Source organism: Zoogloea sp. (genome assembly GCF_017302315.1).
Classification (GTDB): Bacteria; Pseudomonadota; Gammaproteobacteria; order Burkholderiales; family Rhodocyclaceae; genus Zoogloea.
On record NZ_JAFLDT010000042.1, the window covers coordinates 24,739 to 37,573 of the forward strand.

13 protein-coding genes and 1 pseudogene are annotated in these 12,835 nt (G+C 68.2%); 13 read left to right on the forward strand and 1 reads right to left on the reverse strand.

Going from position 1 to position 12,835, the window contains the following annotated elements:
• The first annotated feature begins 153 nt into the window (after positions 1-153).
• The 11 genes and pseudogenes from J0L98_RS13290 to J0L98_RS13340 all read left to right on the forward strand — a co-directional run bounded on the left by J0L98_RS13290 (position 154) and on the right by J0L98_RS13340 (position 10,284).
• The gene (locus J0L98_RS13290) at positions 154-1,659 is read left to right on the forward strand and encodes an aromatic/alkene/methane monooxygenase hydroxylase/oxygenase subunit alpha (RefSeq protein WP_296412255.1); all 1,506 of its coding nucleotides are present in this window, start codon (positions 154-156) and stop codon (positions 1,657-1,659) included.
• A gap of 168 nt (positions 1,660-1,827) precedes the next feature.
• The gene (locus J0L98_RS13295; RefSeq protein ID WP_296412256.1) at positions 1,828-2,097 is read left to right on the forward strand and encodes a toluene-4-monooxygenase system B family protein; all 270 of its coding nucleotides are present in this window, start codon (positions 1,828-1,830) and stop codon (positions 2,095-2,097) included.
• Between the two features lie 14 nt (positions 2,098-2,111).
• Complete coding sequence (locus J0L98_RS13300) at positions 2,112-2,447, forward strand: Rieske 2Fe-2S domain-containing protein (protein WP_296412257.1); 336 nt, start codon at positions 2,112-2,114, stop codon at positions 2,445-2,447.
• 53 nt (positions 2,448-2,500) lie between these two features.
• A complete protein-coding gene (locus tag J0L98_RS13305; RefSeq protein WP_296412258.1) occupies positions 2,501-2,815 on the forward strand; it encodes an MmoB/DmpM family protein in 315 nt (104 codons plus the stop codon).
• Between the two features lie 42 nt (positions 2,816-2,857).
• On the forward strand, positions 2,858-3,844 hold the full coding sequence (locus J0L98_RS13310; RefSeq protein ID WP_296412259.1) for an aromatic/alkene monooxygenase hydroxylase subunit beta: 987 nt from the start codon (positions 2,858-2,860) through the stop codon (positions 3,842-3,844).
• A 62-nt stretch (positions 3,845-3,906) separates the two neighbouring features.
• On the forward strand, positions 3,907-4,920 hold the full coding sequence (locus tag J0L98_RS13315) for a 2Fe-2S iron-sulfur cluster-binding protein (protein WP_296412260.1): 1,014 nt from the start codon (positions 3,907-3,909) through the stop codon (positions 4,918-4,920).
• Between the two features lie 220 nt (positions 4,921-5,140).
• Positions 5,141-6,055 (forward strand): annotated as a pseudogene (locus J0L98_RS13320) (outer membrane protein transport protein); the annotation flags it as partial.
• 1,687 nt (positions 6,056-7,742) lie between these two features.
• The gene (locus J0L98_RS13325) at positions 7,743-8,753 is read left to right on the forward strand and encodes an ankyrin repeat domain-containing protein (RefSeq protein ID WP_296412261.1); all 1,011 of its coding nucleotides are present in this window, start codon (positions 7,743-7,745) and stop codon (positions 8,751-8,753) included.
• A gap of 18 nt (positions 8,754-8,771) precedes the next feature.
• Positions 8,772-9,011, forward strand: a complete 240-nt coding sequence (locus J0L98_RS13330; protein WP_296412262.1) for a hypothetical protein — start codon at positions 8,772-8,774, stop codon at positions 9,009-9,011.
• 39 nt (positions 9,012-9,050) lie between these two features.
• The gene (locus J0L98_RS13335) at positions 9,051-9,227 is read left to right on the forward strand and encodes a hypothetical protein (RefSeq protein WP_296412263.1); all 177 of its coding nucleotides are present in this window, start codon (positions 9,051-9,053) and stop codon (positions 9,225-9,227) included.
• An 82-nt stretch (positions 9,228-9,309) separates the two neighbouring features.
• Positions 9,310-10,284, forward strand: a complete 975-nt coding sequence (locus tag J0L98_RS13340) for a polysaccharide deacetylase family protein (RefSeq protein WP_296412264.1) — start codon at positions 9,310-9,312, stop codon at positions 10,282-10,284.
• A 19-nt stretch (positions 10,285-10,303) separates the two neighbouring features.
• Here the strand turns inward: J0L98_RS13340 and J0L98_RS13345 are convergent, their stop codons facing one another.
• Positions 10,304-11,059, reverse strand: a complete 756-nt coding sequence (locus J0L98_RS13345; protein WP_296412265.1) for a hypothetical protein — start codon at positions 11,057-11,059, stop codon at positions 10,304-10,306.
• Positions 11,060-11,216: 157 nt separating this feature from the next.
• Here J0L98_RS13345 and J0L98_RS13350 point away from each other — a divergent pair, with 157 nt between their 5' ends.
• Together J0L98_RS13350 and J0L98_RS13355 are read left to right on the forward strand one after the other, a co-directional pair.
• Positions 11,217-12,485, forward strand: coding sequence for a putative DNA modification/repair radical SAM protein (locus J0L98_RS13350; protein ID WP_296412266.1), 1,269 nt, complete (start codon positions 11,217-11,219; stop codon positions 12,483-12,485).
• Positions 12,486-12,498: 13 nt separating this feature from the next.
• A partial coding sequence (locus J0L98_RS13355; RefSeq protein ID WP_296412267.1) for a hypothetical protein occupies positions 12,499-12,835 on the forward strand: 337 nt, incomplete at its 3' end.

Here is a 12,835-nt window from a genome sequence, read left to right on the forward strand (position 1 = left end):
TCGTCTAATATCGCCCCCCTTCGTTTCCTTATAACTTTCCCCTGCACGGTTGAAATGCCCACTGCCTTCAACCGGCCGATCCGGCTGCCAATGAGTGGTCGGGCGCGAGGGGGAGCTGCAGGGCTCCTGCATCCCGTTATGAAGGAGACATCAATGGCTGTACTCAATCGGATGGACTGGTATGACCTGGCCCGATCCACCAACTGGACACCCAAGTACGTTACCGAGGACGAACTGTTTCCGCCCAAGCTGTCGGGCGAATTCGGATTGCCCCTGAGTGCCTGGGAAAGCTACGACGAGCCCTACAAGCAGACCTATCCCGAATACGTGAAAGTCCAACGCGAGAAGGACGCCGGGGCCTATTCGGTGAAGGCGGCCCTGGAGCGCAGCCGGATTTTCGAGAACGCCGATCCGGGCTGGAAGTCGGTGATGAAGGCCCACTACGGCGCCATTGCCCGGGGCGAATATGCGGCGGCCAGCGCCGAGGCGCGGATGATGCGTTTCTCGAAGGCGCCGGGCATGCGCAACATGTCGACGCTGGGCTGCATGGACGAGATCCGTCACGGCCAGATGCAGCTCTATTTCCCCCACGAGCACGTGTCCAAGGACCGGCAGATGGACTGGGCCTTCAAGGCCTACGACACCAATGAGTGGGCGATGATCGCGGCCCGCCATTTTTTCGACGACATCATGATGACCCGGGACGCCATCAGCGTCTCCATCATGCTGACCTTCAGCTTCGAAACCGGCTTCACCAACATGCAGTTCCTGGGCCTGGCGGCGGATGCGGCGGAGGCGGGGGACCACACCTTCGCCAACCTGATCTCCAGCATCCAGACCGATGAGTCGCGCCACGCCCAGATCGGCGGCCCTGCCCTCAAGGTGCTGATCGAGAACGGCCACAAGGCCGAAGCCCAGAAGCGCGTGGACATTGCCGTGTGGGGCGCCTGGAAGCTGTTCTCGGTGCTCACCGGTCCGATCATGGACTATTACACCCCCCTGGCGCACCGCAAGCAGTCCTTCAAGGAGTTCATGGAGGAGTGGATCGTCGCCCAGTTCGAGCGCGCCCTCACCGACATGGGCCTGGACCTGCCCTGGTACTGGGACATCTTCCTGAAGGACATCGCCCAGACCCACCACGGCATGCACCTGGGCTCCTACTATTGGCGCCCGACCCTGTGGTGGAACCCGGCCGCCGGCGTCACCCCTGACGAGCGCGCCTGGCTGGAAGAGAAGTACCCCGGCTGGAACGACACCTGGGGCCAGTGCTGGGACGTGTTCATCGACAACGTGGTGGACGGCAACATGGCCAAGGCCTACCCGGAGACGCTGCCCTACGTTTGCAACATGTGCCAGCTGCCCATCCTGGGCGTGCCGGGCAAGGGCTGGGACGTGAAGGACTACCCGCTGGAGTACAAGGGTCGCCTCTACCACTTCGGCTCCGAGGTGGACCGCTGGGTCTTCGAGCAGGAGCCCGAGCGCTACGCCGGCCACCTCTCCATCGTCGACCGCTTCCTGGCCGGGATGATCCAGCCCATGAACCTGGAGGGCGCCCTGCAGTACATGAACCTGGCCCCCGGCGAGATCGGCGACGACGCCCACGACTACGCCTGGGCCGAGATCTACCGCGCACTCCGCGAGACCCGCAAGGCCAGCTGAGCGCACGCGAATAAACCTGCTGCGCGGCCCGATTTCGCCCCTGCGCTTCTCGGAGCGAACCCGGACCGCTCGCCACGGTTTCTTCACACGCTTGGTTGCATCCACTTCCTGTCGTACCGCCCGGCCTTGGTGCCGGGCCGCGCACCACCCTACAAGGAGACTGCCGTCATGGCCCTGTTCCCCCTGACCTCCAATTTCGAAGGCGACTTCGTTCTGCAACTGCTGCCCGTGGATACGGAGAACACCATGGATGAGGTGGCGGCCGCCGCCGCCGTCCATTCCGTCGGCCGCCGCGTGCGCGACCGCCCGGGCCACATCCTGCGCGTCCGGCTGCACGGTACCACCGAGCTGCTGCCCCGCACGCTCAAGGTGGCGGATGCCGGCTTCCGGCCCACCGAGACCCTGGACATTGTCTGGCAGGCGCCGGGTACCGCCTGAGAAGGGAGAGCAACATGAGCTTCACCAAGGTATGCACCCTCGACGACGTGTGGGAAGGCGAGATGGCCCCCTTCACCGTCAATGGTCACGAAGTTCTGCTGGTCTGTGCCGAGGGGGGCGAGATCAAAGCCTTCCAGGGCATCTGCCCGCACCAGGACATCGCCCTGGCCGAAGGCAAGTTCGACGGCAAGAAGGTGATCTGCCGCGCCCATTTGTGGCAGTTCGATGCCGGAACCGGCAAGGGCATCAACCCCGATGACTGTGCCCTGGCCTGCTACCCGATCCGCGTGGAAGGCGAGGACGTGCTCATCAGTACCGAGGGTGTCGAGCCTCTCTTCGCCCATAGCTGATCCCCATTTCAAACCGGGCGCCAGCGCGCCCGGGCACCGACAAGGAAACACCCATGAGCACTACAGCATCCGGGCAGGCCTATCACAACAATCTGGTGGGGCCGGTGATGCGTGCCGGCGATCTCGCCCAGGCCGTCATCGAAGCCGCCCGCACCGACAACCCGGGCAAGGAGATCTTCGTGGACGACAAGCGGGCCTACATCCGCATCCACGCCGAGCAGGAAATGATCCTGAACCGGGCCACCATCGAAGAGGAGCTGGGGCGGCCCTTCCGCATGAATGATCTGGAGGTGGACCTGAGCTCCTTCGCCGGCCAGATCGAGAGCCGTGACGACTCGGTGCGCTTCTTCTTCAACAAGACGCTCTGATCCGCCCCCCGGAAACCACAAGAACGACACGAGGAGACACCCATGTCCGAAATTCAAGTCCTGAAGCCCCAGAAGACCTGGAGCCACCTGGCCGTCCGCCGCCGTAAGCCGAGCGAGTACGAGATCGTCAGTACCAACCTGCACTACAACGACCGGGACCCGAACTCGCCCTACGAGCTGGACCCGGGCATGTTCATGAACGAGTGGTACAAGAAGCACACCTTCGGCACCGCCCTCAAGCATCCCGACTGGAACGCCTTCCGCGATCCGGACGAGGTGGTCTATCGCACCTACAACCTGATGCAGGATGGCCAGGAGACCTACGTCTTCGGGCTCTTCGACCAGTTCAGCGAGCGCGAGCACGACAAGGCCCTCGACCCCCGCTGGGCCGGCACCCTGGCGCGCCTGTATACCCCGGCGCGCTACCTCTTCCACACCCTGCAGATGACCTCGGCCTATGTGGGCCAGGTGTCGCCGGCCAGCACCCTGACCAACTGCAACTACTTCCAGATGGCCGACAGCCTGCGCTGGGTCAGCCACACCGCCTACCGCACCCGGGAACTCTCCCGCACCTTCGCCGACAAGGGCTTCGGCGAGGACGAGCGGCGCTACTGGGAAGAGGACGCCGCCTGGCAGGGCTTCCGCGAGCTGATGGAGCGGACGCTCACCGTGTGGGACTGGGGCGAGGCCATCGTCGTGCTCAGCCTGGTGGTCAAGCCGGCCGTCGAGGAGGCCGTATTGCGTCGCCTGGGTGAGGCCGGCCGCCACAACGGCGACACCCTGCTGGGCCTGATCACCGACGCCCAGCTGATCGACGCCGCCCGCCACCGCCGGTGGACTGCGGCCTTCGTCGCCATGGCCTTGCAAACCCCGGGGAACCTGGAGCTCATCAAGGGCTGGATCGCCAAGTGGGAGCCCCTGGCCGACCAGGCCATCGACGCCTACTGCGGTGCCTTGCCGGATGTGCCCAACGCCGCGGCGGCCGCCAAGGCAGCCACCCGCGACCTGCGTCGCGGAGCGGGGCTCTGAGACCTTTGCCGAAGGCCCTTGCCGCGGTCATCAAGGCCGCGGAGTGGCGCCGGAGAGACACCATGAGTGACCCAGTAATCCACAACGAGCGGGACGGCAGCCGCTTTACCCAGCCAGCCGGCGACACCCTGCTGCGGGCCGGGCTGCGGGCCGGCATCGGCCTGTCCTACGAATGCAACTCGGGGGGCTGTGGCGGCTGCAAGTTCGAGCTGCTCGCAGGCGAGGTCGAGACCCTGTGGCCCGACGCGCCCGGCCTGGGCGAGCGGGACCGGCGCCGGGGCCGGCACCTGGCCTGCCAGTGTCGTGCCCTCGGCGATGTCTCCATCAAGCTGGCGACCGGCCCGGAGTATGTGCCCCGGATCCTGCCCCGGCGGCGTCGGGCTGTGCTTGTCGGCGTGAGCGACATCACCCACGACCTGCGGGAATTCCGCTTCACGGCCGAAGGGCCGGCGGATTTTCTGCCCGGGCAGTTCGCCATGCTCGATCTGCCCGGGGTGGCGGCGTCCCGCGCCTATTCCCTGTCGAACACCCCCAACGCGGCCGGAGAGTGGCATTTCCAGATCCGTCGGGTTGAGGGCGGGCAGGGCAGCGGCGTGCTCTTCGACGGTCTGCAGCCGGGGGCAGAGGTGGGGCTGGATGGCCCCTATGGCGTGGCCTGGCTGCGCACCGATTCGCCCCGCGAGCTGGTGTGCGTGGCGGGGGGCTCCGGCCTGGCGCCGATGATCTCCATCGCCCGGGGGGCGGCGGAGGCCGGCATGCTGGCCAACCGGCGGCTGCATTTCTTCTACGGCGCGCGGGAACCCCGCGACGTGTGCGGCGAGCCGATGCTGGCAGCGCTTGAGGGATTCGGTGAGCGCATCACCTACTGCCCGGTGGTCTCCTCCCCGGGCGCGGGGGGCTGGGCGGGGGCCACGGGCTTCGTGCATACCCGCCTGCCCGAGGCGCTGCCCGCACCGCTGGCGGACTACGAGTTCTACTTTGCCGGCCCGCCGCCCATGACCCAGGCCCTCCAGGAAATGCTGATGGTGAACCACCGGGTGCCTTTCGAGCAGATCCATTTCGATCGATTCTTTTGAGGTTCCGCGAGGAACGGATGTGGAGACAAGAATGAAAACAAGACAAGGGAAGGGACAACATTCACCGCGCGGGCTGCGGATCGCGACGCTGGCTGTGGCCATCGCCGCGGCCGGTGGTACGGCCCACGCCACCGATGTCTTCCGGCTGGAAGGCTTTGGCGCCATCTCCCGGGGGATGGGGGGCGTAGCCACGGCCCTGGACGTGGGGGCGGCCGGCATGATGACCAACCCGGCCACCCTGTCGCTGATGCCCGCCGACAACACCGCCCAGATCGGGCTCGATCTGGTCACCACCGATATCGACGTTACCAACCGGAGCACCGGTGAGCACGTCCATTCGGGCAATCACAGCCAGAACCGTGGCCCCTATTACGCGCCCCAGGCGGCCCTTACCCGGCGCGTGGGGGAATGGACCTTCGGCCTTGGTGCCTTTGCTCAGGGCGGCCTCGGCACCGAGTACGGGCGCAGCAGCTTCCTGTCCCGGGCCACCGGCGGCATTGACACCGGCCTCGAGAACTCCAGCCGCCTGCTGGTGCTGAACATCCCCCTGGCGGCAAGCTTCCGGGCGTCGGAGGCCCTGACCATCGGCGGCAGCGTCGATGCCATGTGGCAGGGCCTCAACCTGAACCTGCTGCTGGGCGCAGACCAGGTGGGCAGCCTGATCGGGGCGTCGCGGGTGTCCGGCTCCCTGCTGCCGGTGCTGGGCGGGCTGCCGGATCTGCGCGGCGCCCACTTCAGCCTCACCCGCAACTCCCCCCTGGCCAGCGGCGTCAACGCCTGGGGCTATACGGGGCGGATCGGCATGACCTACGCCCTGACGCCGGCAACACGCCTGGGGGCCGCCTATACGAGCCGCAGCCGCATGGGTGACATGGAAGGCCGGGCCACCCTGACGGCCATCGACGGCGTGGCGGGGCAGATTCCCCTGGGCGGCAAGATTCGCATCCGCGACTTCCAGATGCCGGCCGTGGTCAACCTGGGGGTCAGCCATCGGGTCAACGATCAGCTCACCCTGGCGGCGGATGTGTCGCGGGTCTTCTGGTCCAGCGTGATGAAGGACATCAAGGTGGGCTTCGTGGCTGATGCCGGCGGCGACCTGAACATCCTGCTGCCCCAGAACTACAAGGACCAGACCATCCTCGCCATGGGCGCGGCCTGGCAGATGGATTCCCGCTGGACCCTGCGCGGCGGTCTGCGCCTGGCGCGCTTCCTGTTCGTTGTGCTGCATCGCCTGCTTGCCGTAGCTCTCGATGCCCTGCGCCTGCTGGCCGACCCATTTTTCCGCACCCTCGGGCAGCGGCTTCGCCAGCCAGCGCATCGCGCTGGCGGTCCACGACGTCGTCGACTCCTGCACCTTGCCCTGTACGTGGTCGATGCCGGCCGACACGTTGCCGGCCTGCAGCCGCACCTGCGCGGTCAGTTCGCCGCCGGCGCTCACGGTGCCGCTGACGACCTTGCCGGTGGTGCCGGTGACGAAGGCGTTCGCCTGCCCGTGCAGCTGCGCGGTGTAGTTCAGGCCCTGGCCGACGACGTGCAGCCCCTGCTCGGTCGCCTGCCCCTGCACCTTCACCACTTCGCCGACGTTGCGGCCGACGCGCGCGCTCATCGCGGTCGCGCTCAGCACGTCGGTCAGCGGGCCGGCGTAGGCGCCGAGTTCGCTCAGCGCCATCTGGTCGGGGCGATTGACCAGCCGACCCTGCTCGTCGCGGGTCTTGGGCGAGAGCAGCGGCTGCAGTTCGCCGGCCGCGGTCGGCAGATTCTTCAGCGCCTGATTGCCGGAATGGGTCGACAGGTAGTCGATCGCGCCCATCGCCGACTTCTGCGCGTCCGGCGGCAGCATCCCCGACAGTTTGCCGGCGACGAACTCGCGCGCACCGGGCTGGGCCATCAGCGAGGTGACGTCGTTCGCCAGTCGCCCGGCCTCGGCGCGGCGGGCCGCGTCGAGCTTCTGGATGCCGGTCTGGCCGTCGGTCAGCATCTCGCCACCGACCTGGTAGGCATCGACGTTGCGCTTGGTGTCGTACACCTGCAGGCCGTGCTCGTCGGCATAGCGCTTGGCGGTGTTCGGATGCAGGCCCGCGGCGTTGAACGTGGTCGTCTCCACGCCGGTGACCGCGCCGGCCGCCGAGGCCATGCCGCCGCCCAGCGAATGGCCGGCGATCTCGAACTGGAAGCCCTGCACGCCCTTCAGCCTGCTCGCGGCGTCCATCGCGCGGTCGTAGTAGTCGGTCTTCAGGCCCAGCCCCTGCGGGACGTTGTTGGCCAGGAAGTCCTCGGCCGCGCTCTCGCGCTTGCCGCCCGGCGCGGCCGGATCGACGATCGCGCCGGTCGAGCCCTTGAAGACCAGCACCGGCTTCGCGTCGGCGCCGAGCACCGATTTGTCCGGGAGGTAGATCTCGGCGCGGTAGCCGGAGCCGTCGGGATGCAGCATGTTGTCGATCTGCCGGCGGTCGAGCCCGGGCGCCAGCGCCTGCAGCATCTCCGGATGCTCGCTGGCGCGCGTCCAGCCCACCGGCGGCTTGCCTTCGCCGCGGGCCGAGACATAGACGTCAGCGGCGAGGTCGGCCATGCGCTGGGCGTGATAGCCGCCGGCCAGACGGTCGGCGCGGCCGGTCTCGCCGGCGGTGCGCAGGTCGGAGACCAGCTTGTCCTGTGCCTCGCGCTCGGCGCGGACGCTCTCCCGGGTGGGCTCGGTCATGGCTTCTGTTCCCTGAACGCGTGGTTCACCATCCTCGCAAAGCCCATGCCGCGCCACAAGCCGGCCGATACCGTCCCCCCGGATTTTCTGCTATCAAGGCCGCATCCCCCGAACCGATGCCGCCATGTTCCCGTCTGTCGTCCGCCGGGCGCCGCCACGCTGGGCCGCCGCGATCGCCCTGAGCCTGGGCCTCTGCGCCTGCTTCGGCCCGCTGCCCGCGGCCAACGACGCCAGCCGTTCACAGCACGCCGCCGAGCGCTATTTCGACGGCAAGGCGCTGGATCTGGCGATCGCCGCCGAGCATGGCGATGCCGGCACCGTCCGTCGACTGATGCGCGACGAGAAGGTCGATCCGGACACGATCTTCGCCAAGGGCGAGAACGGACAGGGCATGCCGTTGGTCGCCTGGCCGGTCTACACGGAGAATCCCGAAGGCCTGAAGGCGATGCTGGAGAACGGCGCCGACCCCAACGCCCGCCGTCCCGAGCGCATCGACAAGCGCTACGACGATGGCACCGAAAGCCACAAGTTCCGCTACAACAACGCGCTGGTCTACGCGGCGCAGGCGGACGACCCGATCTACCTGAAACTGCTGCTCGACCACGGCGGCGACCCGAACACCGTCAACACCAACGACGAGCCGCTCACCTTCGTCGCCTTCCTGCACCAGAACCAGTGGCAGAACGTGAAGCTGCTGGTCGAACGCGGCGCGAAGGTGAACGATCCGTCCTTCTACCCGGGCTCGCCGCTGGAGTGGTACGCCGGCCGGGGCGGCTTCGAGCAGACCTACTGGCTGCTGCAGCACGGCGCGGACCCGACCAAGAAGGTCAAGGGCACCGCGCCCGCGCCGACCGATGCGAAGGGCACGCCGCTGCCGCAGCCGGACGCGCCCGCCGACGGCTTCGCCTGGGTGAAGTACGGCAAGGACGGCAAGCCGGTCTACGTCGACGGCATGCCCATCGTCGAGAACATCTACTGGCATCCCGGCAGCCCGAAGACGGTCGAATGGCAGCGCAAGTGCCAGCACTGGCTGCGCGACCGCGGCATCGCCCGCCCGCCGATGCCGGCGAGCCTCCGCACGATGCGCAAGTCGTTCGGCTTCCCGACGGACGAGAAGGACATCCCGCCGCTCTGACGGCCGGTTTCCAAAGGGATGTCCGAAAGGCTTTCCGATGGGCTTTCGACGATGACGCAACCGCCGCCGCTGCCTGCGACGCCTCCGACACCCGAAACGGATGCCGCGCGCCGGCCACGTCGCCTCTGCGCACGGGTGTTCCTGCTCGCCGCGGTGCTCGAATTCGCGGGCGCGGTACTCGTCGGCACCTGGCTGGCGCGCGACTGGTCCATGCAGTGGCACGAAAAGACCTTCGTCGACAGCGTGTACCTGTCCTAGGGCGGCCTCCTGATCCATGCCTTCGGCAAATGGGGGCTCATGGCCGTACTCGTGCTTTATTTTGCCGCCGGCGCGCTGCTGCTTTCGATCACGGCCGCCGTGTTTCGCGCGTCGGCACGTCCGCGGCTGCTGTCGTCGCTCGCGCTGCTGTGTCTCGTTTTCGTCCCCGCGGGAACGCTCGCCGGCCTGCACGCGCGGCGCCGGCTCCGACGCTAGTGCACGCGACATCGGGTCGTTCCGGTGTCGACCGGAAAGGCGCGGGGTACGATGCCGCCACCGCCATGTCCCCGGAGACGCCATGCGCCGCTTCAGCCTGACCGGCTTCATCTTCGTCGCACTCGGCCTCCTTGGCACCGCCGGCGCCGCCGAACCCGACCGCCGCATCGCCGTCACCATCGACGATCTGCCGTGGCAGCGGATCGCGGTCACGCCGCCCGAGGCCCTGCAGCCGCGGCACGAAGCGCTGATCGCGCAGCTGAAGCAGGCCGGCGTGCCGGTGATCGGCTTCGTCAACGAGGACAAACTCGAGGTCGACGGCGTCGTGCAGCCGGCGCGGGTCGCGATGCTGCGCGACTGGCGCGACGCCGGCTTCGCGCTGGGCAACCACACTTACGGGCACGTCGATCTGCACGAGGTCGGCATTCCCGCCTTCGAGGACGCGATCGTGAAGGGCGAGCGCGTGCTGCGCCCGCTGCTGGTCGAACGCGGCGACGCCCCGCGCTGGTTCCGCCATCCCTACCTGCGCGCCGGGCAGACCGATGCCGACAAGCGGGCGGTGATCGATTTCCTGGCCGAGCACGGCTATCGCGTCGCACCGGTGACGGTGGACAACGGCGAGTGGGTCTGGGCGTTCGCCTACGAGCGCGTGCTCGACGGCCAGCCCGACACGCCCGAGCGCACGGCGACGCTCGAACGCCTGCGCCTGGGCTACGTGCCCTACATGCTCAACAAGCTCGACTACTACGAGCGGCAGTCGGAGGCGCTGCTCGGGTACGCGCTGCCGCAGGTGCTGCTGATCCACGCCAATACGCTGAATTCGGTTGCCTACACCGAGTTGGTCGCCGGCATCCGCCGCCGCGGCTACCGCTTCGTCACGCTCGACGAGGCGATGCGCGATCCCGCCTATGCGCGGCCCGACGGCTACCACGGCCGTTACGGCCCGAGCTGGCTGCACCGCTGGGCGATGGCCGAACAGAAGCCGAAGACGTTCTACGCCGGCGAGCCTGAGGTACCGAAATGGGTGCTTGACCTGGCCGGCGTGGACGGCGAGTGACCGCGAAGCCCGGCGTCATTCAGGGCTTGCGGTACAGGTGCACGAAGCGGTCGGTCTTGCCGCGTATCGTCGGGTCGAACACGTTCTTCGTTCGGTCGTCGTCGGGATTGCGCAGCACCGCGATGCTGCCGACGAAGTCCAGGCCATGCGCCTTGAAATCGCGGACGGCGAACGTTTCGTCGATGCGATGCAACATCTGCGCATCGGCGCTGCCGCTGCCCTCGCGCGCCACGTGGTCGACGATCAGCAGCTTTCCCCCCGGCTTGAGCGCGGCGACGATCTGGTCGATGAACTGGCCGGCATCCACCGCCGGCCAGCCCTGCGCGGGATCGACGTAGTACAGGTCGTGGTAGGACATCACGATCAGCGCGCCGTCGAGCGCATTCCTGCCGAGGCCGAGCGCCTCGTTCGGCACCACCGAGCGGCGCACGTTGGGCAGCCGGCCGTCGGCGAAGCGGGTGGCGAGCGCGTCCTTGGCGAACGCCGCGTACGGCGGGTTGTTGACCAGCAGCACCCTGCCCTCGGGACCGACCACCTCTGACAGGATCTCGCTGTAGTAGCCGCCTCCACCGAACACGTCGGCCACGGTATCGCCGCGACGGAAGCCCGCGAGACCGAGCACCGCATCGGGATGGTCGCGCAGGTCGCGGGTGCGGTCGTCGGCGCTGCGCGCGGGCGAGGCCAGCGCAGCGCGCACCACCTGTGCATCGCGAACGGGCGCATGCGAGCAGCCGGCGGCGGCGAGCGCGAGGATGAGCAGGGCAGGCAGGCGCATGGGGGTCTCCGTGGACGAGGCCTCACCCTGCCATTGCCGCCCCCGTCCGCGCACCGGCCCGAAGTCATGGCGCACGTTCCCGCCCGATCGTGCAAAGCGTGACCTTTTCCGCGGCCCGTCTCATGCGACGAGACGGCGGGCACGGCACAATCCGCCCATGCAGCTGTCCCGCAAACTGGCCGTCCTGGCCGACGCCGCCAAGTACGACGCCTCCTGCGCCTCCAGCGGCGCCGGCGGCCGCAATTCGCTGAAGTCCGGCGGCATCGGCAGCACCGAAGGCATGGGCATCTGCCATTCGTACACGCCCGACGGGCGCTGCGTGTCGCTGCTGAAGATCCTGCTGACGAACTTCTGCATCTACGACTGCGCGTACTGCATCAATCGCGCCAGCAGCAACGTGCCGCGGGCGCGATTCACGCCGGACGAAGTGGTGCAGCTCACGCTCGATTTCTACAAGCGCAACTACATCGAGGGGCTGTTCCTCTCCAGCGGCATCATCCGCAACGGCGACTACACGATGGAGCAGCTGGTCGAGGTCGCGCGCAGCCTGCGCGAGGACCATCGCTTCGCCGGCTACATCCACCTGAAGACGATCCCCGAGGCCTCGCCCGAGCTGCTGGCGCTGGCCGGTCGCTATGCCGACCGCCTGAGCATCAACATCGAGCTGCCGACCGAAGCCGGGCTCAAGAAACTGGCGCCGGAAAAGCAGCTGCCCGGCATCCGCGCGGCGATGGGCACGGTCTCGGCGAAGATCGAGGAAACGCTGCAGGCGCGCAAGCCGGCGACGACCAGCAACGCTTCGCCGAAGCGGCGCCGTCCGCCGCGCTACGCACCGGCCGGACAGAGCACGCAGATGATCGTCGGCGCCGACGATGCCGACGACCGCAGCATCCTGCTCACCTCCAGCGGTCTGTACGGCGATTTCCGCATGCGTCGCGTGTACTACTCCGGCTTCAGTCCGATTCCGGACGCGTCGTCGTCCCTGCCGGTGAAGCCGCCGCCGCTGCTGCGCGAGCACCGGCTCTACCAGGCCGACTGGCTGCTGCGCTTCTATGAATTCGGCGTCGAGGAGATCGCCCCCGACGCCAAGGCCGGCGGCAGCGGCATGCTCGACCTCGACATCGATCCCAAGCTGGCCTGGGCGCTGCGTCACCCGGAGAAATTCCCGGTGAACCTCAACACCGCGCCGCGCGAGATGCTGCTGCGCGTGCCGGGTCTGGGCACGCGCAACGTCGACCGCATCCTCATCGCGCGCCGCCACGGCCGCCTGCGCCTGGAGGACATGGCGCGGCTGCGCGCGCCGCTGCAGAAGATGTTGCCCTTCATCCAGCTGCCCGACCACCATCCGCGCAAGCGTCTCGACGACCCCGCCTCGCTGCGCGCGCAGCTCGCACCGAAGCCGCGCCAGCAGGATCTGTTCGCGTGATGGACGGCAGCCGATGAATCGCTTCCGCGCCGAAGTCGAACCCGGCTGGGATCTCGGTGCCTGGCGCAGACTCGCCCGCGCCGGGCTGTGCGCAGGCATCGCGCCGGAAGACATCGACTGGGACGGCGATGCGCAGGCGACGCTGCTGGCCGCGCCGGATCTCGCCACTGCCGCCGCGCTCCGTCCCGCGCCGCAGGTGCCCACCGCGCTGTTCGAACTCGCCGCTGCAGTGCTCTGCCATCGCGACCCGCAGCGCCATGCCCTGCTCTACCGCATCGCCTGGCGCATCGCACAGGGCGAGAAGCACCTGCTCTCGCGCGTGACCGATGTCGACGTGCGCCGCGCCTCGG

What these genes read in the sequence shown, in the direction of transcription:
- J0L98_RS13305 (WP_296412258.1), top strand. Translation starts at nt 2,501, where the DNA reads ATGAGCACTACAGCATCCGGGCAGGCCTATCACAACAATCTGGTGGGG.
- J0L98_RS13350 (WP_296412266.1), top strand. Translation starts at nt 11,217, where the DNA reads ATGCAGCTGTCCCGCAAACTGGCCGTCCTGGCCGACGCCGCCAAGTAC.
- J0L98_RS13335 (WP_296412263.1), top strand. Translation starts at nt 9,051, where the DNA reads ATGGCCGTACTCGTGCTTTATTTTGCCGCCGGCGCGCTGCTGCTTTCG.
- J0L98_RS13345 (WP_296412265.1), bottom strand. Translation starts at nt 11,059, where the DNA reads ATGCGCCTGCCTGCCCTGCTCATCCTCGCGCTCGCCGCCGCCGGCTGC.
- J0L98_RS13300 (WP_296412257.1), top strand. Translation starts at nt 2,112, where the DNA reads ATGAGCTTCACCAAGGTATGCACCCTCGACGACGTGTGGGAAGGCGAG.
- J0L98_RS13325 (WP_296412261.1), top strand. Translation starts at nt 7,743, where the DNA reads ATGTTCCCGTCTGTCGTCCGCCGGGCGCCGCCACGCTGGGCCGCCGCG.
- J0L98_RS13295 (WP_296412256.1), top strand. Translation starts at nt 1,828, where the DNA reads ATGGCCCTGTTCCCCCTGACCTCCAATTTCGAAGGCGACTTCGTTCTG.
- J0L98_RS13310 (WP_296412259.1), top strand. Translation starts at nt 2,858, where the DNA reads ATGTCCGAAATTCAAGTCCTGAAGCCCCAGAAGACCTGGAGCCACCTG.
- J0L98_RS13290 (WP_296412255.1), top strand. Translation starts at nt 154, where the DNA reads ATGGCTGTACTCAATCGGATGGACTGGTATGACCTGGCCCGATCCACC.
- J0L98_RS13340 (WP_296412264.1), top strand. Translation starts at nt 9,310, where the DNA reads ATGCGCCGCTTCAGCCTGACCGGCTTCATCTTCGTCGCACTCGGCCTC.
- J0L98_RS13330 (WP_296412262.1), top strand. Translation starts at nt 8,772, where the DNA reads ATGTCCGAAAGGCTTTCCGATGGGCTTTCGACGATGACGCAACCGCCG.
- J0L98_RS13315 (WP_296412260.1), top strand. Translation starts at nt 3,907, where the DNA reads ATGAGTGACCCAGTAATCCACAACGAGCGGGACGGCAGCCGCTTTACC.